Source organism: Pontibacter sp. GD13 (assembly GCF_058216355.1).
Genome location: NZ_JBYZMQ010000001.1, coordinates 572,192 through 598,026, shown reverse-complemented (window position 1 = coordinate 598,026; position 25,835 = coordinate 572,192). Strand labels below are relative to the sequence as shown.

The window sequence follows — 25,835 nt, the reverse complement described above, 5'->3', positions numbered from 1 at the left end:
CCTCTGGGTTTGTTGGGTTGATTTTCTGTACTAACGCGCGCCTGTCCGGTAAGTTGGGCTTAGGGGAGTCCGTTGCTAACAAGATGGACCGGGTTAGCCAGACAAGACAGCAACAATGAACCGATATTTCTGGTTATAACGTGATAGTATTCCGAAATTTGAAGGCGCGCAGTTTAGGCAGCGCTGCTCCTACACCCTGTTTAGAACAGCATAACTTTATACCATTCCGATGCAAACTCAAAACAACCGCAACAAGCAATCCATCCTGCAACTATACGATACCATACTTCCTGCCCTGGCGGAGCAAATCCATCAAAACATACAACCGGTGGTCAGCCTTTTCATGGATTTCAAGCTGGAGCGGCTTATCGACACCTGGACCAAAGACCCCTATGGCGACCAAAGCGAGCCCATTAGCCTGGAGAACGGCAACATACAGCAAGTCGGCCTGAAACTGCAGCTGGAGGGTTTTCAGCAAGCAGGAGTAGAGGCGTTTGACATGACCAAAGACCTGCTCTTTAAGCTAGAGCCAAACAGCTATACCCTCGGCCCCGATAAAAATACCAGCTGGCTAGAGAAGGACTACATGCAGAAATGGGAAACGGCAGAGTATAAAATGATCGCAACACGGTGGAGCGACGAACTGATTGATGCGATAACGCAGCGCTTGGAGAGTTTGGGGGAGTAGCATCACTTCGCCAAAGCTACTAATATCGTTCTAAAGCTCTCTAAACCAGCCTCCAGGTTCTCGATTATATCCTCGGCTAACACATCCGGATCTGGTAAGTTATCGAGGTCTGCCAGCGATTTGTCTTTTAGCCAGGTGATATCTAAACTGGTTTTGTCGCGGGCAATTATTTCTTCATAAGTAAACTTCCGCCAGCGGCCTTCAGGGTTATTTTCAGCGTTATAGGTTTCAGTGCGCTTGTGGCGGTTTTCCGGGTTGTAGAGCATGATGAAATCGCGTAGATCTTCCAGCTTCAGCGGGTTCTTTTTTAGGGTATGGTGAATGTTGGTGCGGTAATCATATACCCAAATCTCTTTGGTCCAGGGGTCTTTGCTGCTTGGCTTGTTGTCCAGGAAAACAACGTTGGCTTTTACGCCTTGTGCATAGAAAATACCGGTAGGCAAACGCAAAATGGTATGCACGTCGGCAGTTTCGAGCAGCTTTTTACGCACCGTTTCGCCGGCTCCGCCTTCAAACAGCACGTTATCTGGTAACACCAGGGCAGCCTGACCGGTAGTTTTGAGCATGGTTTTGATGTGCTGCACAAAGTTGAGCTGCTTGTTACTGGTAGTGGCCCAGAAATCCTGGCGGTTATAGGAAAGGTCTTCTTTCTCTTGTTCGCCTTCGGCATTGGTAAAGGTCTGGCTGCTTTTCTTGCCAAACGGTGGGTTAGCCAGCACATAATCGTAGCGCACGCCGGTGTCTGCAATTAGCGCATCGGCAGGGGAGATGAAGTTGTCTGAATCTATATCGCCGATGTTGTGCAGGAACAGGTTCATGAGTGCCAGGCGACGGGTGCTGGCCACGATCTCGTTACCGAAGAAGGTGTTATACTTCAGGAACTGACCTTGCTCTCGGTCCAGTTTGTTATTTTCTACCAGGTAATCGTAGGCTGCCAAAAAGAAACCTCCTGTACCGCAGGCAGGGTCGGCAATGGTTTTCATCGGTTGCGGGTTTACGCACTCCACCATGGCTTTTATAAGTGGGCGTGGCGTGAAGTACTGACCGGCACCACTCTTGGTGTCTTCGGCGTTTTTCTCCAGCAGGCCTTCGTAAATATCGCCTTTGTCTTTTACACCCATCATCAGCCAGTTCTCGGCCCCGATCATGGCAATGATTTTGGAGAGTTTGGCAGGGTCCTGAATCTTGTTTTGGCTCTTGGTAAAGATCTGGCCCAATATGCCTTTCTCTTTGCCTAGCTCCCGGAGTAATACGGTGTAATGCGCTTCCAGTTCGGCACCTTTCAGGTCGGCCAGGCTTTCCCAGTTATATTGCGCAGGTATGGCTAACGTGCGGTTGTAAGGTGGCTTGGTGTATTCGTCTGCCATCTTTAAAAATAGCAGGTAGGTAAGTTGTTCTAAATAGTCTCCGTAGCCCACGCCATCGTCGCGGAGGGTGGTGCAGAAAGACCATACTTTACTAACTATTGCGGAGTTTTGAGTAGACACGTTTGATAAGTTATTGTTTATGATTATTATATTAGCTCCCAATTATTTCAAATGGCACCATGCTTGTTTCTTGAAGAAAAAGTTCAGTGGCTGCTAGAAGTTTTAGTTGATCACTTGTAATTGTATTTTGGGATACGCCTGGTTGTACAGCGAATATTTTTAACTCGACAGATGACAATCTCGATTTTCGTTCCAGTTGGCCAAGTAATGACAGATTGCCTTTTTGGAATCTAGTAGTCGAACGGCCATATTTACTTACACGATCCTTTTCTCTGAGTTTTAAGTGCTCAAATAATTTAGGAACCCGTAAATTCCACTGCACACTTTTCTGAGCTTGGCCACATACTTCATATAAATCTTTTACTCTACCTCCTGCTGAATTAGCTCCAGAAAATTTGCAATGATAAAGTTCAATATATAAAATATCATCTCTCAATTTAAATGTTACAATGTCAGCGGCTTCATAACTATTATCATCATCAAAGATTACATCATAATCGTTTTGAAGGAGGGTATTGATTGTGTAAAACTGAACTGTGTTGGGATTTCTATTCAAGCCTTGTGATTCACTAGTAATATCTATTGTACTCCAATCCCAACTAATGATTCTAGAAGGATCAAAAGGTTGGATATTATCAGAAAGCTTACCGTATAAATTATCTTTGATGAAAGAGCGATCATGAAATCTAATAGTTAAAGGCTCGTCTTGTAGCCATTCTAGTAAATCACATTCTTGAGTTCCAATAAATACTTTAGCAATACCCCTTGTATAATTATAAATGCATGAATTGCCATTAAATGTGATTTCAATTATAATCTCTTCTGTTTCACTGAATAATCTAATTCTAATTGGAGAAGTTTCATCAAAAGTGAGAAGCTGTATTCCTATTAAGTAGATAGGCGTTTGGTTACTGTTGTTTAAAGAAAAATGTATTAGCCTCTCAGGTTTAGAAATAATGGAATCAGACCAATCAACCATTATAGGAACAGCGTTTGGTCTTGTATAATTTTCTTGGTACCTAACGACTTTTCTTAGAATTTGATCTAATGTAATGCTGTTGTCAAGGATTTTATCACCTATACTATGACACCAATCAATCCATTCAGGCACATCTATGGCAATTTTAAAAGACCAAAACCGCCCTTTTGATGAAGTGCCAATAGTTACATAATTACCATTCCTAAATCCTAAGCCAAAAATATTTGACTTTACTTTATTCTCTTGCTGGCTATCCGTTAATACTTGTAGTATGTTACTTCCAGCTAACATTGAGAAGCTAACAGCTCGTCCCACTACATGATTTAAACCTAAATTAGTTAATGTTAAATGATTAATGTCATGAAGTACTCTATAAACTTTTTCACCTTTAACTCGATCAGCGGTCAAACCTGCAACAGCTTTTGCAAGCTTCTCATGAAAAGTGCTACTAACACTGCTGTTTATAAATAATAAGTTTCTCCTTTGATCCCAATGTAAGATATATAAGTTCCACTCCGTATTGACTAAGTCTCGTACTTTCCCCCATTCAACGGCGTTGCGAGAACGAACAACACAAATTGCCACTTTTTCAATTTGATTAATCAATGGCGCTTCTATTAATGCTACTTCACCAAATATGCTAGCTAATTTATTAGGTGACCAATTTGAACAATCAGTATGGTATACCACTGTGCTCATTTTGGGGGTAATATTTTGTAGTGATATTAATCTTGGAGTTTGATCAAAACCACTCATGAACTCAGATAACCTAAGTCTTGCACCAGTAGCACCCGCACTTACTTCTTGTAGTAAATGATTCCAATCAGCACCTTCAGCATATAAATCTTGGAGGTCTTGACGCACATTTATATCGGCTATGTTTGCTATGATTGTTGCATCACCCAAGTCTCTGCGGAACCTAGTAAATCTACCAACGAACTGCAGTGTAACTGCAAGAGATTTGTGTATATTGTGTAATGCTGCTATTTTAAGTTCAGGCATGTCGAAGCCTTCACCAAACATATTTGCACAAATTACAATACGCGATTCACGTTTTTTTAACTTTATTAAGTTACTATTTGATAATGAACTACTTTGATTAGAGTGAATGACTATTGGATTAAATTCGCTCCCAACCTCCGCATAAATACCTAATAGGTCATCTGCATCTTTTATTCGTTGCACACGCACCATCATTAAATGGTCTAGACCGGCATTAATATCTGTTCTAAGTATTGCTACTGCTTTATTTGCGATAGCTTGATCAGCTAATTCTAAGTCATCTTCAATGACTGGATCAAATTTGATTGGTCTAAAGTACTCTTCAGCTTGAGCTTTTTTTAACGGATAGTTAAAAATAATTTTTCCGTCCAATTGTTTCCCGTCGTTTCGAAACGGGGTAGCAGTAAATTGAAGAATAGATTTATCCCCAAAAACTTTCGCGATTTCAGTCCAAGTTCGCGCTGGTAAATGGTGTGCTTCGTCAAAGAAAATATGTGTTGTAAGCTCGGAAATTTGTTGCAGAACTGCTTCACTACAACCTTCTAAAACTTGAATATTTGTTACAATCACATTTGCAGGTGCAATTAAATTGTTAACATCTTCGACATTCTGTAATTGTCTTGTTAGGGTAGTAACAATTGGAAATTTTGCTGTTAAACCGATAAGTCCAATTTCTCTAAGTAAACCTAGAGTTAAAAATTTTTCTGCAATTTGACTTCTTAGCGCAACATTCGGAACAACAACTACAAGTTTTTTAAATTGCTGATGTACTAAAAGAGATAGCATTGTTTCTGTCTTGCCTGTACCAGTAGGCATCACAATTGTTGCTGGATCATTACTTACTTTCCAATGAGCGAGTGTGGCATATAAAGCTCCAACTTGTGGAGGTCTTAAACCTTTCTCTGAAAGTGAACCATTACTATCTACTTTCTCTTCTTTTATTAAAAAATTATTTTTCCACGACTCAAGAACTGACATAACTTGAGCACTTGAAGATGTAATGGTTTGATGATTTTGCCATCTAGATCTATACTGCCTTGTTTCCTCTAATGAATTTGGTATGTAACCTTCAGATGTTATTAATACCTCATCAATAACACTGGGAACACTTCTTTTTTTATTAGTAATTAAGACTTTTCTTCCATTAGAACGACTAATTACTACACCTCTAACAGCAGAATCTTGTTGTATATTTTCAACTACCACCTTCTCATCCGGAACTTCAATTTGTTGGATATGAACTTTGTTGAAAACTGAATCAATGGAGAACTTTCGTGGAAGGAAAACAGGCTGTAACATTTAGCTGAGAAGTTTATTAGATTCTAGTTTTAATTGATAAGGATTTAAGTTAAGCAATCAGTAATTCCTCCGATTTTACCAGCTTACCCTCAAATGCTTGCTTGAGTATACTTTGCCGAAGCGTTTCGGCTTGTAGCAGGCTTTGGGTAATGGTTTCTTCTACTTTATCGCAAACACTCAGGCGGCTTTCTATTTCCTGAACAATATGGTGTTGTTCTTTAAGGCTTGGAAGATGAATAGGGATATTATTAACAATCTTTAAATTTAGATTAGCCATAGTTGTTCCGCCTGCATTTTCTTCTAAATACTTCTTAACTGTATCGTTACTTAAATAGAAGTATAAGAATTCTGGATCAACTAAATCTGCGCTAGGTCGAACGTACAAACTACCTGTACCACAAAACCAACCATCTTCCTTAGCAGTTACTAATCCACATCTACCCATTTCGCCTCTTCTACCCATAATTACATCTCCTTTTTGAAGTATGTAGTTTGGCAAGCTATCTCGTTTTTCAACAGAAATGCTATAGGAACTATTTGCTTGTATAGTACCGGCTACAATATGCATGGGATTTATTAGGGGGATACCTCCTTCAATGTAATCCTCTTTATGAAGCTGAGTACCAAATGGACCGATTTGTACTTTATCTGATACAGCTGATAAAGTAGTTGCTTGATACTTTTCTTTGTCGACTTCAAAAGCCCATTTTAAAACGGCTTGGCGGTATACTTTTAGTTGCTGGCGGGCTGTTTCTAATTGCTCTTTGCCTTTGTCTAACTCGCTGAACAGTTCCTCTATTTTGGCAACGATTTCCTGCTGCTTGGATAGGGGAGGAAGTGGGAAATTTAATGGAGCAACATTCTTGTTATTAATTTGAGGCACATTTGAGCCATCATATATTTTACTTAGATCAAGTTTTATAAACCAGTAGAAAACAAATTGGTCTACAACTTTATCATTGGGTATTATACCCATTAAGTTTAAATCAAAAGCAGAATCCTGAGTTAGAATTCTTTTCTTATTAGTTAAGATAGCGCCTCCTCTTTTAGGAAATATTACAGTTCCTTTAGGATACAATTTTACTTTTAAATTTTTAATCTCTTCCTCAGTTAGCTTTAAGTTTGAAAACCTCATACCAACTTCATTACCTGGCAAGTTCATATCACTTACTTTGTAGTATTGGTAATTGCCAAGGTTTGGAACTTGATCAAGCCCTTTTGGAGTGTTTCCACTAACTATTTTAAATAGCTCTCCCAACTTCTTCACTTCCCAATGAACTGGAAGTATACTTTTATCAATCATCTTACGCTGCCAACTCCTCGTTTAACTCATTCATAATTTCATCGGTCTTTTCCTGGAAAAGCTGCCACATTTTGCCCAGTCCGCCAAATCCGTTAAAGGGGCTCAGGTCAAAATCTTCCCTGTTTATCCGGAAACTGGTGGCAATATACTCCTTTATCATCCGGAGCCATTGCATTTGCTCTTCGCTGAACTTCAGGTTACCGGCTTGCTTCTTAAATACCCAGTCCTGGAAGTTGCGGTCCACGGTTTTGTCGTAAGCCGTCAGGGTATCGTCGAGGCCACTTACACGGCGCACCAGGGCAATCATGGCCATCAGTTCGTTTTTGGGCTGTCCGTTCACTTTTTCCAGTCGCTCGTAAGCGCGCCAGATGTTAAGCGGAGCCATAGTTGGCTTCGTGGCTTTTAGGATTTCCACCAAATCCTTCATCATACTATAGGTAAGCTCCCGGCGCTGGTATGGCTGCCCGTAAAAAAGCTGCAAGGCGGTAATCTCGGTTTTGTGCGCCTCTATCCACTCCCTGAAATCCTGCACCAGCACCTCGGCATCGGCCTTGTTGTCTTTTACCCAACCCAGGTTTACCAGTTCGTCGGGGCTGATGTGGTCAATTATCTGGTCGTACTTTTTGCGGATGTCAATCACAAATTCACGCACCTCGGGGTCGTTAAACACGGCCACGGCCTGGTCTATTATTTCCTGGTGCTGCGCTTTTACCTGCGCTTCTATGGCAGCGGGGGCAGCACCGGGGTTTTCGGCTTTTACCTTTTGCGTCAGGTTTTCGAGGGTGTCCGGGTCGTGGGCGTGCAGTAGCTGCTTTACCACATGGTTTATAGTATGGCCATTGGTTTTCTCGGCAAAGGCCATTTTCTCCTTCTCGTTTATCTGCTTATCCAGCCGTATCAGGCGGTTGGCCAGCGTCGTCAGCATGTCCTCGTCGGTGTTGCCCATGGCTATGCCTTCCAGCACGTTCTTCAGCGAGAGTCCCGGTTTTTTCTCCAGCGGTCTGCTGTCTGTTTTCTGGCTTTTCTCTACGCCAATGGCATCTATGATCACAAAATGGTCTTTTGTGAACTTGGCGGTTGGCGTGCCGGTGGTTTTGAGTTCTTCGAGGCTACAGGTTCTGGTACCGCGGCCCTTCATTTGCTCGTAATAGCTGCGGCTTTTCACGTCGCGCATAAACAGCAGCACTTCCAGGGGGCGTATGTCGGTGCCGGTGGCAATCATATCCACGGTAACCGCCACCCGTGGGTAGTAACTGTTCCGGAACTGTTGCAGCACGCTTTTCGGGTCTTCGTCGCTTTTATAGGTTATCTTTTTGCAGAACTTGTTTTCCTCGGCAAACTCCTCACGCACGATGTTTATAATATCGTCGGCGTGGCTATCAGACTTGGCAAAGATCAGCATTTTAGGTACTTCAAATTCGGACAGGTCGCGACCTGTCCCTACATAGCGGTCCGGGAACATGGTTGGTAAATTGTTTCGCACCGCTCTGATGATCAGCCTGATCTGGTTCACGTTTACCACCTTGTCGTCGAGCTGCTTGTTGGTATAAGTTACCTCTTCGTCCAGGGTGTTCCAGAACTGCTTTCGGGTTAGCTTTTCGCGGGTGCCCACATACTCGCCAAGGCCAATGGTAGCGCCTTGTTGGGTTACTTTGGTCACGATCTCGAACACGTTGTAAGGCACCAGTACGCCATCTTCCACAGCCTTTTGGTAGCCATAGTCGCATACCAGGTTCTGGTTAAAATAACCGAAGGTGCGGTTGTCGGGCGTGGCCGTCAGCCCGATCTGGAAGGCATCGAAATAATCGAGCACCTGTTTCCAGAGGTTGTAAATGCTGCGGTGGCATTCGTCTATCACCACAAAGTCGAAGAACTCCATGGGTATCTTCTCGTTATACACCACCGGCAACGGTTCTTTAAAAACGGACAGGTCGCGACCTGTCCCTACGAGTTTTTCGTTGGGGTTTTCTTCTTCGTCTTTCTCGTCGAGGGGCGTGCCCTTTAAAATAGCGTATAGCCGCTGAATGGTGCTGATGTATACTTCGCTGTCGGTGGGCACAAAGGAGCTGCTCAGGCGGGTTACGCCATACAGTTCAGGGAACAGCCTGTTATCGTCCTGAGGTTCGTAGCGTTTAAATTCCTGCTCAGCCTGTTCGCCCAGGTTTTTGGTGTCTACCAGAAACAGTACACGTTTGGCCTTGGCAAATTTTAGCAGGCGGTAAATAAAGGTAATGGCCGTAAACGTCTTGCCCGAACCCGTGGCCATTTGTATCAGCGCTTTTGGGCGGTTCTCTTTAAAAGAAACATCCAGGTTGGTAATGGCCTGTACCTGGCAGTCGCGCATGCCGTTTACAGGCAGCTCCGGCAAATCCAGAAAGCGGGCGCGTAAGGTTTTTTCCTCCTTCCCCCACTTCTGAAATGTCTCTGGCCTATGGAACGTAAAAACAGGGCGGGAGCGGGGCTTGGGGTCGCGGTAATCGGTGAAGCGCGTAACCTCGCCGGTGCTTTCATACACAAAAGGCAAAGGCCCGTTATTGATATGCTTCAGTTTGGCCGTAGCATAGTCAGTAGATTGGTCCTCGTGCACCGTCAGCTTCAGGCCTTCTTCCTCGCGCTTGGCCTCAATAATACCCACCGGCTTTTTATCCACGAACAATACATAATCCGCAGGTCCGACATCGGTCTGCCACTCCCGAATGGCCACGCCCAGTCCGGCACTCAGGTTAAAAGCTTTCTTATCCTGAATTACCCAGCCAGCAGCTGCAAGCAGCTCGTCGATGTGGTCGCGGGCAATTTGTTCGGGCGTTTGGTTCATAGTTGGAGAAGTAGGTTTATTTTAGGGCTTAGAAAGTGCACTTGCTATCTCTTCGGAATTGTATGTTGAATAGGATATTGAAAGTGAAAATATAGGCATTGTGTTATTTTAAAAATAACATGGTGCAATATAAATAATATTATACTAAAGAAGGGGGAAATTTATTGGTGGGGAATGGATCAACAAAAAAGCCTTAAAAAGATAGGCTTCCGTTTACCGGAAACCCACTTTTTAAGGCTTCTAAGTTGGAGTGTGTTACTCCGAGTACCTTGGGCCGGAGTCGAACCGGCACGAGTGTAACCTCACAGGTGTTTGAGACCAGCGCGTCTACCAATTCCGCCACCAAGGCAAGTGTCGCATTCCGGGTGCAGGTATCGTACCCTGGGCCGGAGTCGAACTTTAATTCCTGAACTACTATCAGGAACGGGTTGCAAACTTAGATAATGTTTCCTGAATACGCAACAAATATTTTTTCTTCAGATAGTATGTTTTTACCTGCTGCAGCGCCTCCTCCTTGGTAACGCCATGAAGCGCAGGGTATCGCTGCAGAACCGGCAGAATGTCGTTTTCCAGTTGCGCCATGGTGCCGCTGCTTTTCTCCCCGATCTCGTGCAGTTTAGCAGCGTCAAAATCAAACTCCAGCTCCATCAGCTCCTCGTTCAGGTCCATCATCTCCATCAGGAAATCAGAGGGCAGCTCATTTTTCCCCTCTTCCAGCACGCCATGTTCCTTTAAAATGTACTGCATGCGCAGGTCCGGGTCGGAGAGGGTGCGGTAAGCGTTGGTGTTCTGGGTGGAGAGTTGCAGTATCTCATCCTGCTTCTCCTGCGGTTCGTTGGCATGAAAATCCGGGTGGTACGCGCGGCTAAGTTGGTAGTACTTTGCTTTCAGGGCCTTTTCGTCCAGCAGGAAACCCTCTGGTATCGTATAAAACTCGAAGTAGTTCATCTGTCAACTGTCTTTAAACTTTTAGCGTTCCCGCCAAATATGGCAGGTATGCTTAGCAAAGGTACAGCAAATGGGGGAGTATTGTTTTACAAAGGGAGCAACTAAGCGCCGGCTACCAGTAAGCGAAGCATGCAACAGGTTCCAGTCTTTAACAGAAGCATACCCATTTAAGCCAGGGCAGGCTTAAATGGGGTTATACCGGTACCTGCACATGCGACCACGCTTGCGGCTTGTCGGCAAACAGGGCTTTGGTGGCTTTCCATACTTCCCCGAACAGTGGCGAATCGCGGTAGTTGTTGAGGTGTTCTTCAGAATCCCAGAGGCTGTAGGTGCTGTAAATATGCGGGTGGTTCAGGTCCTGTAGCAGCTCCACATGGTTGCACCCCTCAAAGGCCCTGATCTTATCTTTTGAGTTTTTGAAGATGTCCAGAAAATCAGTGGTTTTCTCCGGCTGAAAGGTCATCCTGACAATGCGAATGAGCATAAATGAGGTAAGTATAAGTGTTGTGAATGAGTAAGCAAGCGGCTCTAGTGGCTGGCCTGTTTGTGCCTGTAATAATAAACGAATGCCGCAATTAAGTAAGCTATAGCACTTCCTCCAAAAAGATACTGCACATAGTGCCTGCCTTCCTGGTGCAGTACCACAGCCACAATAGTAAGCGCAACGGCCTCTATAAAGTAACAGGCTAGTTTAACTGTGCTGTGCGTAAGGCCTAATTTCCTTTCGAAAACTACAAGTGCAAGTATGGTTAAGGAAAGCAGTATCAGTATAACACCCGAGACAAGGTGCTGTTGCATTGCTTTATCGATGCCTTTTAGCAGCAGAACAAAAACGGTTAGCAGATGAACAACAAGCGTCAGTTTTGCTTGCCTGGCTTTCATGGTTCCTGAAGTATGATTTCCACTCATTTTAAACGCAGCTGTGCAGTCAGAAAAATACTTCAGGCCCCCGGGTAAAACCGGACATCCACCTGCGAGTCGTAGCCAAGGCCGAGCAGTTCGGCGGCATGCCCCTTGTTAATGCCAATGCAAAGCTGCTCCTGGCTATTGTAGGTGCAGCAGCAGTCGCCATCGTCTACCTGGCTGAAGTTCGGGTAAATGCGGCCAACGGTCTCGCGCCCAAAGTGCACGGTAAAGGTGCGGCCATGGGCAATGGTGTCGATGCTGTCGCGGGTGATGTTAGTGATCAGGTTGCCAAAGCGGTCTACGTGTATCACGTGGCCTGTAACGGCGTGGTCGTTGAGGCGCAGCTGGCGGTTGAGCAGGTGGCGGAACTGGTAGGTGCGCTCGCCCAATACCTCAATATCACCTCCTTTGGCCAGGTAAGCGGCAACCGGGGCCAGCAGTTGCTTGGCCGGAAAAGGCAGGTGCGGCGTGCTGTTCTGCAGTTCGATCACCAGCTCGGGCTGCCCTTCTGTCAGGAGCGACAGCAGGCCATTGTCGGGCAATAAAAAATAATGCCCTTTATACTTTGCCGCATGGTATTTGCCATGCTTATTTCCGTGGGTGTTTACGGCCACCAGGTGCACCGATCCCTCGGGGAACTCATGGTACACCGCGCCCAAAACATACACGGCCTGTGCAATGTTATAGGGGTCAATGCCATGCGAAATATCCACGATGGATGCCTCGGGGTTATTTACAAGGATTTTTGCCTTTACCGCAGCCACATAGTGGTCGGTATATCCAAAGTCAGATAGAAACGTAATTACAGCCATACTGCGAACTATAATTTAAGTAGATTTGTCATCATAATAGATCTAATTTAAGGAAATAAAAATTATATAACCAACTTACTATATACGGAGATAAGCATTTGGTAGAGAAAGTAATAACCTTAGAAAATATTTCTCTGATTGATTTCCTGGGAACAGAGAACCAAAACATAAAGCAATTGGCGGCCGCTTTTCCAAGCAGCAAGATCATTTCCAGGGGCAACGAGATAAAGATCCAGGGCCAGACGCCCGAGATCACCAAGATTCACGAGATCCTTTCATCACTTATAGACCATTACCACAAGTTCGGGAAGATTACGTATAACAGCGTGAATAGATACCTTTCAGCCGACGCTTTTACGGATGAGGAGGTGATTGTTACCTCTTCGGATATCATTGTGTATGGCAGTAAGGGCGGCATTATCAAGGCCAAAACCCCGAACCAGCAGAAACTGGTGGATGCCGTGGAGAAGAACGACCTGGTGTTTGCCCTCGGGCCTGCCGGTACCGGTAAAACCTACGTTTCGGTGGCTATGGCGGTGCGTGCGCTCAAGAACAAGGAGGTGAAAAAGATCATCATCTCCAGGCCCGTGGTAGAGGCCGGCGAAAGCCTGGGTTTCCTGCCCGGCGACATGAAGGAGAAGGTTGACCCATACCTGCGCCCGATCTATGACGCCCTGGAGGACATGATACCCGTTGAAAAGCTGAAGTATTACCAGGATAACAAGATCATTGAGATTGCCCCGCTGGCGTACATGCGCGGCCGAACGCTGAACAATGCTTTCGTGCTGTTGGATGAGGCCCAGAACACCACCCCGGCGCAGATGAAGATGTTCCTGACCCGTATGGGGCCCAACGCCAAAGTGATGGTGAACGGCGACTGGTCGCAGGTGGATTTGCCGCGCAACCAGCGCTCCGGCCTGATGGAGGTGCTCAACATTCTGAGAGGCGTGAAGGGAATCGGCTTTGTGGAAATGTCGGCAGATGACGTGGTGCGCCATAGGCTGGTGCGCGATATCGTGAACGCCTACACCAAACTGGAGGAAGAGCGCCGTGCTGCCCGCGAGGACGGAAAAGCATCTGAAGACGGAGGCCCGGTACGATTTAACGGCAACAGAAGGCCTGTAAAGGCAGATTAAAGATAATTAAAATATCCAAGACCTTACGGAGGCGCAGTAATTTATTGCGCCTCCGTATGCTTTATAAAGATGTATACTTTACAGCATGATTGAGCTGAAACGAATTGACAACGAACAGGACCGGAAAGCGGCCTTTAGTATAAGGGAGCAGGTGTTTGTGCACGAGCAGAAAGTGCCGCGCGAGGCCGAATACGACCAGTATGAGCAGGAGGCAAGCCATTACCTGGCCACCTGCGACGGTGTTGCCTGCGGCGCGGCGCGCTGGCGGGTAACCCAGGAGGGAGTTAAGCTCGAACGTTTTGCTGTGTTGCAGCCCTATCGCAATAAAAGCGTGGGTGCCCAGGTGCTGCGGGCCGTTTTAGAGGATGTTGAACAGGCGCACAGCGGCAAAAAAGTATACCTGAACGCCCAGTTGCCGGCAGTTAATTTCTACAAGCGCCACGGGTTCGAGACGGAGGGAGAGGTATTCAGCGAGTGTGCCATCGATCATTATAAAATGGTGTACAAAGGCTAATGCTGCGGTGGGCGCCATATCCGTTTGTGCGCGTCACGCTGAGTTTTATAGCGGGCATTCTGCTGTATATCACCACAGGCAAGGATTTCGGCTTTAGCGCTGCGCTCTTTGCCTTTTTCGTTGCCGCCTTTCTGGCAGCAGCCCTTGTGGCAGGCAAGTATAAATCGGCTTTCGCCACCAACATGGCCGGCATCATCGGGCTGCTGGCCTTCTTTACAGCCGGACTTTTTACTGCCCACTACCACACCGCATCGAACCAGCCGGAACACTTGCTGCATTTGCAGGGGGCACCTGCCTACTATACAGGCGTGGTAACCGACTATGTGGTGCAGAAGCCCGGTTACCAAAGCACGGTGCTCAGCGTGGAGCAGGTACTGCTGAACGGCTCCTGGCAGGCGGCCATCGGCAAGGTGCAGCTCTCCGTACCCCACGATTCTGACATGGCCTATGAACTTGCGTATGGCGATGTGCTGCTGCTGAAAGGGGCGCCCCAGCGGGTGGCACCCCCGGCTAACCCCAATCAGTTCGATTACCGGGACTACCTGGCCAACAAGAACATCTATCACCGCCACTACCTGCAGGCTTTCCAGTATAGTAAAATCGGTAGTGCGCCTCCGCTGGGGGTGCAGTTCTACAGCATCCAACTGCGCCGCAAGCTCGACGCGCTGCTGCAGCAAAACCTGGACGCGAAACGCGAGTATGGCATTGCCTCGGCGCTGCTGTTGGGCGTGAAGGACGAGCTAAACAACAGCATCCGGAAGACCTATGCGAACACCGGCACCATGCATGTGCTGGCGGTATCGGGCTTGCACGTCGGCTTGATCTTTTCGGTGCTCATGCTGCTGCTGGTGCGGTTCAACCGCACCCCCAGCCAGCGCTTTGTGGGGGCCATGGCTACGCTGCTCATACTTTGGCTCTATGCTTTTATTACGGGCTTGTCGCCTTCGGTGCTGCGGGCCGTGCTCATGTTTAGCCTGGTTACGGTGGGGCTGGCCCTGAAACGGCGCACGAATATCTACAACACGGTTTCCATCGCTGCGCTGGTGCTGCTATTTGTTAATCCTTATAACCTGCTGGAGGTTGGTTTCCAATTGTCTTTTCTGGCCGTTCTGGGCATTGTATACCTGCAGCCGCGGCTATACGCCTTGCTCGAGTTCAATTACTGGCTCCCGGACAAAGTATGGGCCCTGTTCACGGTGGCCATTGCCGCCCAGCTGGCCACTTTTCCGCTCGGTCTTTTTTACTTTCACCAGTTCCCGGTATACTTCTGGCTGGCAAATGTGGTGGTGGTTCCGATGGCCACGCTGGTGCTGTATGCGGGTATGGTGGCGCTGGCCTTTAGCTGGGTGCCTTTACTCGGCTGGCTGTTGTTCAAAATTCATTTTGGCATTATCTGGCTGATGAATGAGTTTAACGTGTGGGTGCAGCAACTGCCGGGAGCGCTCATTAACGGCATCGATGTAACGCTGCTCCAGACTGTGCTGTTATACTTGTTGCTGCTGGCTTTGCTCCTGTTCCTGGCCCGGAAAAAATTGCGCTACTTTGGCGTGGCTGCAGCCCTGGTTGCCCTGCTCTCAGCGCTGGAGATAATGGAAGTAAGCGAGCAGAAAAAGCAGGCGTTGCTAACCGTGTATAACCTGCGTGGCAGCACTGGTATTTCGTTGGTGGCGGGCCAGCAGGCAACACTGCTGGCCGACTCGGCTTTGCTGCAGAACGAAGAAAATTACACGTTTAACGTGCAGCCGCATCTTTGGGCGAAAGGGGTGCAACAGCCAGGGTTTTTATCATTAGAGCAAGCTGGTTCGCCTGCCATTCCTGCTGTGCTGCTACCGGATGGCAACCAACTGCTGGTATGGCACCGACAACGCTGGCTTATACTTTCCGGCCCGCCGGGTCTGCAACCCAAAACACAGCTACAGGTAGATTATATCCTGCTTCGGAACAATGTGCGCATCAGGCCGGAACAGCTTGAGAAATATACTTTTCAACGCGTTATTTTTGATGCCTCGAGCAGTGTGTGGTACAGAGAAAAGCTTAAAAAGCAATTGGATAAACTGCCAATACCTTACTACGACGTAGCCGAACAAGGGGCGTTTGTGTTGGGGGCTGAAGGGAACGAGGGATTCACTAGTGCCACTCCTGGGCTAATGTAATGGCCTTTTGATAGAAGCGACTTTAAAGAACAGCGGTTAACTGTTTTCAGAACCTATGCAAAAAATATGGCCTTAACGTTGGGTGCCGGTATTCGTTAACATCCCTTTTTGAAGCAGGTACTCATATATCAGGGAGGTGGCAGCCTCTACTAATGGAAAATCTGACATACGCTCCTGGCAGCGCTTCATGTCGAAATGGCACAAGGTGCCAAAGGGGTTTCCATCAGCATCCTTGATCAAGACGCCGCAGTAAGAGATGACGGGTGTGATGACCACACCCTTTACCCGGTCATCCTGGGTGGCGTCCTGTATCTCAAGAGCTTTTTGTTTTTGTACCAACGAGCAATAAGTCGCTTCCATAGGAGCATCTTCCCCTTTCTCCAGACTAGGGTCATACCTGTCGTACAGCGCTATGTTGCGCAAAATAGCGCCATCGAACCGGTAAACACCTGTGTAGCGATGCGGTGTTCTGTTATTGAGGTAGTGCAGCGCACCCGGAACACCCGAGGCTGCCAGTGACTCCTTAAACTCTTGAAGTTCTTTTGCCGGCAGGTCTGATGTAGTAGAAGAGTCTTTCATAAATTAACGTTGATTACATACGATCCTTACGCTGGCACAGATTCTTTTTGTGAACTTAACAGGATATTTTTCGATATGTTCCGGCAATGGGGAATTTTTTTTTAGTCGTTCCTATCAGCATTTACAAGCGAATTGGAGCAGTAAATTTCCGGGCACGGACTTCGCGCTAACTCAGGAAATTTGTTTTTCTTAATTGCACACGCAAGTTAAGAGATTTGCCGGAAATAGTTGCTCCAGATGCAAGGGCTAAGTTTACAAGTTTCGATTTTAGAAATATGAAATGTAATGCTTAACAATAGATTAGAGTTGCTTAAAAGTCAGGTAGCAAAGTTAGGGTTTTGTGAACATGAACCTGCCATGCTTCCGATCATTCATGAAACCAGGCCCTGATGAGGAATTACAGACACGTTAAAACCTCCCGTCAATTCCTTACCTTTGTATTTCCAAAACAAGAAAAAGATGACAGACTATACCTCATTAAGCGAAGTAGGCGAGTTTGGCCTGATCAGACTGATAAAAGAAAAGGTTGAGCTACGGCAGGACTCCACGATCAAAGGCATCGGCGACGATGCGGCCATCATCGAGCCCCAGGAAAAGCAGTTGGTAGTCTCCAGCGACATGCTGCTGGAAGGAGTGCATTTCGACCTGACTTTCTGCCCTCTGAAGCATTTAGGGTATAAGGCCGTGGCTGTAAATGTATCGGATATTGCTGCCATGAATGCCATACCCACACAAATTACCGTAAATATTGCCCTGGGCGCACGGTATACGGTGGAGGCTGTGGAAGAACTTTACGAGGGCATCCGCATGGCCTGCGAAAACTATAAAGTAGACCTGGTTGGGGGAGACACGACCTCTTCTAACTCGGGCCTGATCATTAGCGTAACTGCCATAGGCGAGATAGTGAAAGGGGAGGCTGTGCTTCGCAGTGGCGCCCAGGTGAATGACCTGGTATGCGTAACCGGCGATTTAGGGGCGGCCTATATGGGCCTGCAGGTGCTGGAGCGCGAGAAACAGGCATTCCTGGCAAACCCGGACATGCAGCCGGAACTGGAAGGAAAGCAATACATCGTGGGCCGCCAGCTAAGGCCCGAGGCCCGCATGGATGTGATCTATGACCTGAAAGAGCGCGGCATAAAACCCACCTCCATGATCGATATTTCGGATGGCCTGGCCTCTGAGCTCTTCCATATCTGCAGCCAGTCACAGGTGGGTGCCACTGTGTACAAGGACAACCTGCCTGCCGATGGCCAGATGCTGGAAACCGCCATGGAGTTCAACATCGATCCGCTGACGTGCATCATGAACGGCGGCGAAGATTACGAGCTCCTCTTCACGGTGCCACTCGCTGACCATGAAAAACTGAAGAACCACCCCGACATCAGCATCATCGGGAAAATTACGGAAGCCAGCGAAGGGGTGAACATTGCCACGAAGCACGGCAATTCCTACCCCCTGAAAGCGCAGGGTTGGAGTCATTTTTAAGCCGGATTAACTTTGTGTCTGGCACGGATTTTAGCCTTATGCACGCGCCCTAAACCCAAAAGCGGGCTTTACCAACTTATAGGTAAAGCCCGCTTTTGGGTTTAGGGCGTAAAGTACTGCCACAAGCAACTGCCGTTAGCCTGGCTATACTTTGTGGCAGGCAGCATGTGCCAGGTAAGGGCTAATCCTCGGGGAAGGGAATAAAGATGAAGTTCTGAAAGTCACCGTCCGCTACAAACAGGCAGCAGAATTCATCCGGGTCACGGTAAGCGCCCTTAAACTCGTCCACTTTCTCGGGCATCACCAGTTGGCGCTGAACAAAGTCCTCGAGGTACGAGGCATTGATGTGCCACTCCAGGGCAGCTTCCTCTTTGGCCAGAAACACGGAGCCAATCGGCAGCTGCGTGCGGCTGAACACAAAGATCGGGTAATCGGATATTTTGCGCTTGCGCACCTGGTAAGATGCTTCCTTTAGCGTTTCGGCTACCACCACAAAGTCTTTGGAGATAGTGCCGAGGTATTTACCGTTTAATTCCGGATCGTTTTCCATATATGTTTTTGGCGTATCAGGTAGTTCGTATCAGGTATCACGATATATGCGCATGTATATCAGAGGTAAAACTGTGTGAAGTAAGATTCTGAGCTATTTAAGCTTCCTGTGTCACACAATATTTCATCTTAATATCCAGTAACGTGATACAAAATACGAGCTACTAATATCTATTTAGCGGTTAATAATACAATATTCTCTACATGGTGTGTCTGCGGAAACATATCCACGGGTTGTACGCGGGTCACGTCATACTTTGCCGAAAGCAACTCCAGGTCGCGGGCCTGTGTGGCGGGGTTACAGCTAACGTATACGATGCGGTTCGGGTGCACCTGCAACAGTTTTTCCACCACATCTACGTGCATGCCTGCTCTTGGCGGATCCGTGATCACGACATCGGGCCTGCCATGGCGCGCTACCAGCTCATCCGAAAGGATGTCTTTCATATCGCCGGCGTAAAACGTGGTGTTGGTGATGTTATTGATCTGAGAGTTGATCATGGCATCTTCGATGGCACTGGGCACATACTCAATGCCGATTACCTCGCGGCACTGCCTGGCCACAAAGTTGGCGATGGTGCCGGCCCCTGTATACAGGTCGTACACCAGTTCGCCTCCGGTTAAACCTGCCAGCTCGCGGGTTAATTTGTAAAGCGCATAAGCCTGATCGGCATTGGTCTGGTAAAAAGACTTCGGACCAACGCGGAAACGGATGCCTTCCATTTCCTCATGAATGTAGGGCAATCCTTTGTAGCAGATCACCTCCAGGTCATGGAAAGTTTCGTTTCCTTTCGGGTTCACGACATACTGAAGCGAGGTTATCTCAGGGAATTTGTCGGCCAGGTGCTCCAGCAATGGCTGCAAGGCTTCCTGGTCCTCGTAGAATACTTGCACGATCACCATCAGCTCTCCGGTATTGGCCGTGCGGATGATGAGGTTGCGCAGGAAGCCTTCCTGTTTTACCAGATCGAAAAAGGACAGGCCATTGTTTATGGCATAGGCGCGCACAGCCAGGCGGATCGCGTTAGAAGGGTCCGGCTGCAAGTAGCAGTGTTTGATATCGAGGATCTTATCGAAGCGGCCGGGGATGTGAAAGCCCAGCGCATTCCGGTCGAATTCCTCCCCCGACTGGATCTGCTCTTTCGTCAACCAGCCGTTGTTCGAGAAAGTATACTCCAGCTTGTTGCGGTAATAGCGCGTTTTAGCAGAACCCAGTATCGGGTCGAATGCCGGAAGCGGGATTTTGCCGATGCGCTCCAGGTTGTCCTGTACCTGCTTTTGTTTGTAGTGCAGTTGCGTATCGTAGCCGATGTGCTGCCACTTGCAGCCGCCGCACACGCCAAAATGCTCACAGAAAGGCGCCACACGCAACTCCGAAAGCGCATGAAAGGCAATAGCCTGGGCTTCCATAAAACTTTTTTTCTTGCGGGTAATGCGCAGGTCAACCACGTCGCCGGGTGCTACACCGGGCACAAATATCACCATGTTCTCGTAGCGCGCCAGGCACTTGCCCTCGGCTACCATCTCCTCGATGCGTATGTTTTCGAGTACCTCGAATTTATTTCTTTGCTTCTTTCTCACGATGGTGCAAAATTAGAAAAAAATGAGGACAAACGAGAACAGGGATTAAAATTGCAAGCAGCCTCTGCTTGCATTAACCTACGTGTCAAAAAGCTCCCTCGCCCTGTGGGAGAGGGCTGGGGAGAGGGCATCTTTTTACTTGGAAAGCTCTTGCAATTACCGTCCTCCTAACCTCCTGCCAGCGGGAGGAGGGACTTGAAAAAGATAGAGTCTCGCAGCAAAGGCTGGAGGAATTTAAAAGTAGCTGAATTATCCTGCTATAATTGCGAAGGATTTAAAACAATAAGTACAAAAAGGCGGCGGAGCCACAACATGCGCTTCTATCCAAAACTCTGCCTGGCGCGGACAATTCCTTGCAATCAACAATAATCAATATCTTTGCAGAAGCATTTCAAGCAGAGCGAAATTACATGAAAAACAAGGTTGTTCTAATCACAGGCGGCACATCCGGTATTGGCAAGGCACTGGCCTTCGCGTTTGGCAGGGCAGGAGCGCGGGTGGCTTTCTCGGGCCGCAAGCAGCAGGGGCTCAACGAAACCAGCGCGGAACTGGCACAGGAAAGCATCGATCACCTGGCGATTCAGGCGGATGTGAGCAAGGAGGCTGACTGCGAGCGCATGGTGCAGGATACCCTGGCCAGGTTTGGGCAGTTGGATATTCTGATAAACAATGCCGGAATTTCGATGCGTGCCTTGTTTGAGGACCTGGACCTGGATGTGCTGCGGCAAGTGATGGACATCAACTTTTGGGGTACCGTGTACAGCACCAAGTATGCGCTGCCGTATATAAAAGCCACTAAAGGCTCGGTAGTGGGCATTTCTTCTATTGCAGGTTATAGGGGGCTGCCCGCCCGCACGGGTTACTCTGCCTCCAAGTTTGCCATGCACGGTTTCCTGGAAACGCTGCGCACCGAACTGCTTTACTCTGGCGTGCATGTATTGCTGGCCTGCCCCGGGTTTACGGCCTCCAACATACGTAACACTGCCTTAGCTGCCGATGGGCAGCAGCAAGGCGAAACCCCGCGCACGGAAGAGAAGATGATGAGCGCCGAAGAAGTAGCCTCCAGAATTCTGCAGGCCACCATCAAGCGCAAACGCGACCTGGTGATGACCACGCAGGGAAAACTGGCCGTGTGGGTGAACAAGCTCTTCCCGAGCCTGGCCGACAAGCTGGTTTATAACGTGATGGCAAAAGAAAAAGACTCGCCTTTACAGCAGAACTAACTTTACGCGCCTCAGGCGCAGGGAGGCTGGTGCCGTCAGCTTTATACGAGTGCCTTGTTAACTGAAGCGCAGCTTCCGCTACCGGTTAGAAATAGTAAACAGTGCCTCCGCCGCCGCCGTTGAACCTTGGGTTTACGACGTTGTTGAACAGGGAGCCGAACCTGTAGCGGACGCCAAAGTTAAAGAAGAAATCATAGTTGGAGTTGAGCTGCCGGCGACGCGTGAGCAGGTCCTGGTCGGTTACATTGCCCTTGATGATGTTCAGCTGATCGTGCTGTATGGCGTAATAGCCTCCAAGGTTAAACGAAAACCCCTTGAACAGGCGGATGTCCGCGAAGCCGGAGAAGGAGAGCCTCTTTTTTGACAGATCGTGGAAGTAATGGCTGTAGGAGGTGGATCCGCTGATCTGCCCCCATTTCTGGTTATAGCTCAGGTCCAGGGACAGGCTCTGCTGAAACCGTAGCTCGGAAGTTTCGGAATAGATCGTTTCCTCGATGTAGTTAAAGTAGCGCGGGCCTGCTTTGTACATTAAACCCAGGTAGCGGTTATTTGACTCCGAGTAAGGGAAGAAATTGTATTCGATGGCCGGCATCACAGCCAGGTCCAGGTCATAGTTGCTGTAATCCGATTTCGTCCCGTTGATAAATCCGCCGGCCGATAAATGCTTGCTGAGCGAGAAAACAGTGGTGTTTCTGAAACCATAGCGCTCGTTGGTGTACCTGAATTCCTCGTCGCCTTCGCCATAGCGGTTATTGTCCTGGTTGGCGCTCAAAGAGAAATTCGTTTTGAGTTTATCTGTTACACGGTTTGCGCTGATCTCGCTGCTGAGGCTGTTGCTGGAGTAGTTCTTGTCGCCGCTGAAGTAGCCTCGCAGGCTCAGGTTAAAAACCCAGAAGTTCCAGGGGTCCTCTGCCGGATTGGTGGCTATCTCCGTTTCCTGGCTCTCCGTGTTTTTGAATGTCACCAACAGGTCGTTGGCCTTATCTGTTTTAAGGATGTAGGGTAAGAGGCCCAGTTTAATGATCTCAGTGCCTTCTTTTCTGTCTTCAGCGTCGGTGGCGGTGGCCTGGCGCACGTAAGATCTTACCTCTTTCATGCCTTCAAACTTATCCCTTCCTTCAAACTGCAACTTGTATTCGCGCCCGCCACTGCCCGTAGCTTGAGAAGTGATCAGGATATAGACATTGGCCTGGTAGCGGTCGTTCACATAGTCCACAAACGTGATCTCGCGCTTGATGTAGTCTTGGTCGCAAAAGGTTTGACAATCAATAAAAACCCTAAGGTTCTCCGATTTGGCCGCAGGTGTTTGCGCGTGTAGCGAAAGTGCACAGCAAAAGAGAAGGATAAAACAACAGATTGTTTTCATATAACCAGGAGGTGTTTTTTGAGTTGTGAGTAAATCCCTAAAAAATCTCCTAAATATATAAAATTGACATCTGAAAATATACTGGTTCTAAAATATATTTTTGAGTGTGGGTTTTATTTGTTGATAGTTAGGGAGGTAAGTGCTTGTTTAGTTGCTTGTTAGGGTAACAGGGTGGGGTGCTCGTATTAAGGCAGTTCCAGTAAGTTGTTTTTACGCACATAGGCTATGTTGCCTTTCCAACGGATCTCGTACCAGATATCCTGTTCGCCTGTGATGGGTACTTTATGGCCTTCGGAGGCCGTGGCAATCCATTTGGCGCCAGCTGAGGGAGCTGACATAATAGCGACTGCGTTGCGGCGCACGATTCCGGCATCGCCTAAATCGAGGAAATTAATATAGTAAAGTATAAACAGTAAAAAGGCCGTAAAACCAAAGCGGAAGGTTTTTGTGAAAACGTGCCCTTTGCGCCAGCTAAAAAACATAACAGTGGCGATAACCACCGCGCTCAGCAGCATGAGCTCCAGAATGCGCATATAATGCTTGCTGAGCTGTGTTTTAAAAAACTGCAGGTCGTTGTACTCATACCCCTGCAAGCGATGGGCCTGGGCCAGTTCCTCCATCTTTTTAAGCGTAGAGCGGCTGGGGTCTTTGGTATAGAACAGGTGCAGGTAATACATGGCGCCTGTATAATTGTGGAGCCCTTCCTGAATGTAGGCCATCTTGAGCAACATTTGAGGGGAGTAAAGCTGTTGCTTTTGCAATATTGACTCGTAAAGCCCAAACGCCTCGGAATAATGCTGCTGCTGGAACAAAGAATCCGCTGTTGCTAGCGCTGTTTTATCTGCCTGACAGTAAGCTGGTTTTGCTAAAATGACCAAATTAAGCACTAAAAAAGCGGATATTTTAAACCAAAGATTTTGCATTTAAACAGATGGTTGTTACTTTTGCATCGCAATTCAGGGAAACGTTCTTGAGAATGCAAGTTAATAAAAAGATTCTGTAGCTCAGCTGGTAGAGCAATACACTTTTAATGTATGGGTCCTGGGTTCGAATCCCAGCGGGATCACAATAGAAAGGAAAAGCCATTTTATTTTAGAAAGACTTTTCCTTTCTGCTTTTATAACGAGCAGGCAAATGCTGAAATTTTAGTTTGGAACTTTAAAATAAAGCGTCTAATTTTGCCAACCCAATTAAGGGATAAAATAGTACCGATTCTGTAGCTCAGCTGGTAGAGCAATACACTTTTAATGTATGGGTCCTGGGTTCGAATCCCAGCGGGATCACAAAAGCAAAGGAGCCTGTCATCGTGCGATGACAGGCTCCTTTGCTTTTGTGATCCTTTTAATTCTCGCACATCCTTTCTCCTTTTTAGTGTTGCTCTGGCAGTCCCTTGTATGCGTACAGAGCAAAGGCCAGGTTTGGAGCACCTTTAAAGTTGTTCTATAAATATTTGGACTAACTACTCTCCTGTAGCCAGTGAGCGCACTTATCACTTGTCACAGGAAAATCAGGACTACCATTTTGGAAAAAGCTTTTAAAGAAAAGGAGAACAAAAGTGAAGCAAGTACTGTATTTAAGCAAATACTTAAACAAAGCAAGTTATGCTTCAATACGACGTATTTGTGATTGGCACTGGCATGGCTGGAGCCGCCATTGCTAAAAAGTGTGCTAAGGCAGGATTGAAAACAGCCATCACTGATTTTAGGCCTTATGGAGGCACATGTGCCCTGAGAGGATGCGATCCCAAAAAAGTACTTATAAATGCGGCCTCACTACGCGAGCAGGTGCGTACGCACCTTGGCAAGGGACTGGAAGGTGACGTGAATATCAATTGGGAGCAGCTAATAGCTTTTAAGGAGACTTTCACTTCTCCTGTGCCGGCAGACATGGAAAAAAGTTTTAATGAGGCTGGAATCACGACGTATCATGCACCTGCATCCTTTCTGGACCAAGGTGTTTTACAAGTTGGCAATGATATTATAACTGCTGAGAAAATAGTGATTGTTACTGGAGCACGCCCCAGGAAACTTAAGTCCATAGGGAACGAACATGTAATTACGAGCGATAAGTTTTTAAATCTTACGGTATTGCCAGCGCACATTACATTCCTGGGCGGGGGCTATATTTCGTTTGAGTTTGCGCACCTTGCGGCAAGAGCAGGATGCCGTGTCACCATCATAGAACATGGCTCACATCCACTTAAGAACTTTGAGAAAGAGATTGTGGAGCATGTAGTCAGCGTGTCAAATTATGCAGGGATTGACATAAGGTTAAACTGTACTGCAGAGCGCATTGAGAAAGTTGCGGATGGGTACGCTGTTAACATACAAGGGGAGAAATGTAAAGAAACAGTAAATACCGGCCTGGTTGTAAGCGCGATTGGCCGGGTTCCTGAAACCAAAAAGCTGAATTTAGAACTTGGCCACGTAGCGTGCGGCAACAGAGGCATAAAAGTAAATGAGTTCCTGCAAAGCGTTTCGAACCCTCGTGTTTACGCAGCAGGAGATGTGGCAGATACAGCTGGATTGCCTTTAACACCTGTAGCTGTTTATGAGGGGCATTACCTCGCTACCAACATCATAAAAGGCAACACCAAAAGGATCAATTACCCCGAGGTTCCCACAGTGGTCTACACCATACCAGCCATGGCCTCTGTCGGGTTAACAGAACAACAGGCCAAAGCGCAGGAATTTGATTTTGAAATTAACTACCACGATGCACGCAATTGGTTTAACGGCCGCAGGCACCGGGCAAAAGCCTACGCTTCTAAAGTGTTGGTGAACAGGAGCGATGGCCGTATACTTGGTGCGCACTTAGTTGGGCCATACGCAGAAGAAACTATCAATATATTTGCGCTAGCCATGAAAGCAAACCTAAAAGCCATAGATCTTAAAAGTTTCCCCTTTAGTTACCCAACTATGTCTTCTGACCTAAGTTATATGGTATAAGCGGTCTTTAATAGGCAGCGAAAAATCATAAGTCATTTCTTTTTTTAAGATTTTGCTTAAAT

The 25,835-nt window shown here is 47.3% G+C and carries 20 protein-coding genes and 3 tRNA genes; 9 read left to right on the top strand and 14 right to left on the bottom strand.

The genetic code is table 11. From position 1 onward, the window contains the following. Positions 1 to 229 precede the first annotated feature (229 nt). Entirely contained in the window at positions 230 to 688 is a 459-nt protein-coding gene (locus tag AC4BAN_RS02385; protein ID WP_490562757.1) for a hypothetical protein, read from the top strand. A 2-nt stretch (positions 689 to 690) separates the two neighbouring features. Here AC4BAN_RS02385 and AC4BAN_RS02380 read toward each other — a convergent pair whose 3' ends face one another. The 9 genes from AC4BAN_RS02380 to AC4BAN_RS02340 form a co-directional block, all read right to left on the bottom strand. Then, on the bottom strand, positions 691 to 2,175 hold the full coding sequence (locus tag AC4BAN_RS02380; RefSeq protein ID WP_490562756.1) for a class I SAM-dependent DNA methyltransferase: 1,485 nt from the start codon (positions 2,173 to 2,175) through the stop codon (positions 691 to 693). Between the two features lie 31 nt (positions 2,176 to 2,206). Then, positions 2,207 to 5,455 (bottom strand): DEAD/DEAH box helicase, encoded by a 3,249-nt coding sequence (locus AC4BAN_RS02375; protein ID WP_490562755.1) that lies wholly within the window; start codon positions 5,453 to 5,455, stop codon positions 2,207 to 2,209. A gap of 49 nt (positions 5,456 to 5,504) precedes the next feature. Beyond that, positions 5,505 to 6,758, bottom strand: a complete 1,254-nt coding sequence (locus AC4BAN_RS02370; protein ID WP_490562754.1) for a restriction endonuclease subunit S — start codon at positions 6,756 to 6,758, stop codon at positions 5,505 to 5,507. Position 6,759: 1 nt separating this feature from the next. Then, a complete protein-coding gene (locus AC4BAN_RS02365; protein ID WP_490562753.1) occupies positions 6,760 to 9,573 on the bottom strand; it encodes a type I restriction endonuclease subunit R in 2,814 nt (937 codons plus the stop codon). Between the two features lie 265 nt (positions 9,574 to 9,838). Beyond that, a tRNA-Leu gene (locus AC4BAN_RS02360) sits at positions 9,839 to 9,922 on the bottom strand. A 68-nt stretch (positions 9,923 to 9,990) separates the two neighbouring features. After that, a complete protein-coding gene (hscB, locus tag AC4BAN_RS02355; protein ID WP_490562752.1) occupies positions 9,991 to 10,521 on the bottom strand; it encodes a Fe-S protein assembly co-chaperone HscB in 531 nt (176 codons plus the stop codon). A 193-nt stretch (positions 10,522 to 10,714) separates the two neighbouring features. Further along, a complete protein-coding gene (locus AC4BAN_RS02350) occupies positions 10,715 to 11,005 on the bottom strand; it encodes a putative quinol monooxygenase (RefSeq protein ID WP_490562751.1) in 291 nt (96 codons plus the stop codon). Positions 11,006 to 11,049: 44 nt separating this feature from the next. Next, complete coding sequence (locus AC4BAN_RS02345; RefSeq protein ID WP_490562750.1) at positions 11,050 to 11,403, bottom strand: hypothetical protein; 354 nt, start codon at positions 11,401 to 11,403, stop codon at positions 11,050 to 11,052. A gap of 59 nt (positions 11,404 to 11,462) precedes the next feature. Further along, on the bottom strand, positions 11,463 to 12,239 hold the full coding sequence (locus AC4BAN_RS02340) for an SAM hydrolase/SAM-dependent halogenase family protein (protein WP_490562749.1): 777 nt from the start codon (positions 12,237 to 12,239) through the stop codon (positions 11,463 to 11,465). 98 nt (positions 12,240 to 12,337) lie between these two features. Here AC4BAN_RS02340 and AC4BAN_RS02335 point away from each other — a divergent pair, with 98 nt between their 5' ends. From AC4BAN_RS02335 to AC4BAN_RS02325, 3 genes are all read left to right on the top strand, one after another. Further along, positions 12,338 to 13,375, top strand: a complete 1,038-nt coding sequence (locus AC4BAN_RS02335; protein ID WP_490562748.1) for a PhoH family protein — start codon at positions 12,338 to 12,340, stop codon at positions 13,373 to 13,375. Between the two features lie 85 nt (positions 13,376 to 13,460). Further along, complete coding sequence (locus tag AC4BAN_RS02330; protein ID WP_490562747.1) at positions 13,461 to 13,889, top strand: GNAT family N-acetyltransferase; 429 nt, start codon at positions 13,461 to 13,463, stop codon at positions 13,887 to 13,889. Next, entirely contained in the window at positions 13,889 to 16,042 is a 2,154-nt protein-coding gene (locus AC4BAN_RS02325; RefSeq protein ID WP_490562746.1) for a ComEC/Rec2 family competence protein, read from the top strand. The genes AC4BAN_RS02330 and AC4BAN_RS02325 overlap by 1 nt, the downstream gene beginning before the upstream one ends. A gap of 72 nt (positions 16,043 to 16,114) precedes the next feature. Here the strand turns inward: AC4BAN_RS02325 and AC4BAN_RS02320 are convergent, their stop codons facing one another. Further along, positions 16,115 to 16,621 (bottom strand): hypothetical protein, encoded by a 507-nt coding sequence (locus tag AC4BAN_RS02320; RefSeq protein ID WP_490562745.1) that lies wholly within the window; start codon positions 16,619 to 16,621, stop codon positions 16,115 to 16,117. A gap of 459 nt (positions 16,622 to 17,080) precedes the next feature. On the opposite strand from AC4BAN_RS02320, the gene thiL reads away from it, so the two are divergent. Then, positions 17,081 to 18,106: a thiamine-phosphate kinase gene (gene thiL / locus AC4BAN_RS02315; protein WP_490562744.1), complete on the top strand. Its 1,026-nt coding sequence runs from the start codon at positions 17,081 to 17,083 to the stop codon at positions 18,104 to 18,106. A 181-nt stretch (positions 18,107 to 18,287) separates the two neighbouring features. On the opposite strand, the gene AC4BAN_RS02310 is transcribed toward thiL, so the two are convergent. Together AC4BAN_RS02310 and rlmD are read right to left on the bottom strand one after the other, a co-directional pair. Beyond that, complete coding sequence (locus tag AC4BAN_RS02310) at positions 18,288 to 18,656, bottom strand: hypothetical protein (RefSeq protein ID WP_490562743.1); 369 nt, start codon at positions 18,654 to 18,656, stop codon at positions 18,288 to 18,290. Positions 18,657 to 18,826: 170 nt separating this feature from the next. After that, complete coding sequence (gene rlmD / locus AC4BAN_RS02305; RefSeq protein ID WP_490562985.1) at positions 18,827 to 20,179, bottom strand: 23S rRNA (uracil(1939)-C(5))-methyltransferase RlmD; 1,353 nt, start codon at positions 20,177 to 20,179, stop codon at positions 18,827 to 18,829. Positions 20,180 to 20,646: 467 nt separating this feature from the next. Here rlmD and AC4BAN_RS02300 point away from each other — a divergent pair, with 467 nt between their 5' ends. Next, positions 20,647 to 21,459: an SDR family oxidoreductase gene (locus AC4BAN_RS02300; protein WP_490562742.1), complete on the top strand. Its 813-nt coding sequence runs from the start codon at positions 20,647 to 20,649 to the stop codon at positions 21,457 to 21,459. An 85-nt stretch (positions 21,460 to 21,544) separates the two neighbouring features. Here the strand turns inward: AC4BAN_RS02300 and AC4BAN_RS02295 are convergent, their stop codons facing one another. Then, a complete protein-coding gene (locus AC4BAN_RS02295; protein ID WP_490562741.1) occupies positions 21,545 to 22,825 on the bottom strand; it encodes a hypothetical protein in 1,281 nt (426 codons plus the stop codon). 185 nt (positions 22,826 to 23,010) lie between these two features. Further along, positions 23,011 to 23,637 (bottom strand): SH3 domain-containing protein, encoded by a 627-nt coding sequence (locus AC4BAN_RS02290; protein ID WP_490562740.1) that lies wholly within the window; start codon positions 23,635 to 23,637, stop codon positions 23,011 to 23,013. 181 nt (positions 23,638 to 23,818) lie between these two features. Between AC4BAN_RS02290 and AC4BAN_RS02285 the strand changes: the two genes are divergently transcribed. The 3 genes from AC4BAN_RS02285 to AC4BAN_RS02275 all read left to right on the top strand — a co-directional run bounded on the left by AC4BAN_RS02285 (position 23,819) and on the right by AC4BAN_RS02275 (position 25,773). Continuing rightward, positions 23,819 to 23,891: transfer RNA gene (locus AC4BAN_RS02285), tRNA-Lys, on the top strand. 144 nt (positions 23,892 to 24,035) lie between these two features. Continuing rightward, positions 24,036 to 24,108, top strand: a tRNA-Lys gene (locus tag AC4BAN_RS02280). A gap of 318 nt (positions 24,109 to 24,426) precedes the next feature. Further along, positions 24,427 to 25,773, top strand: coding sequence for a dihydrolipoyl dehydrogenase family protein (locus AC4BAN_RS02275; protein WP_490562739.1), 1,347 nt, complete (start codon positions 24,427 to 24,429; stop codon positions 25,771 to 25,773). Positions 25,774 to 25,835 lie beyond the last annotated feature (62 nt).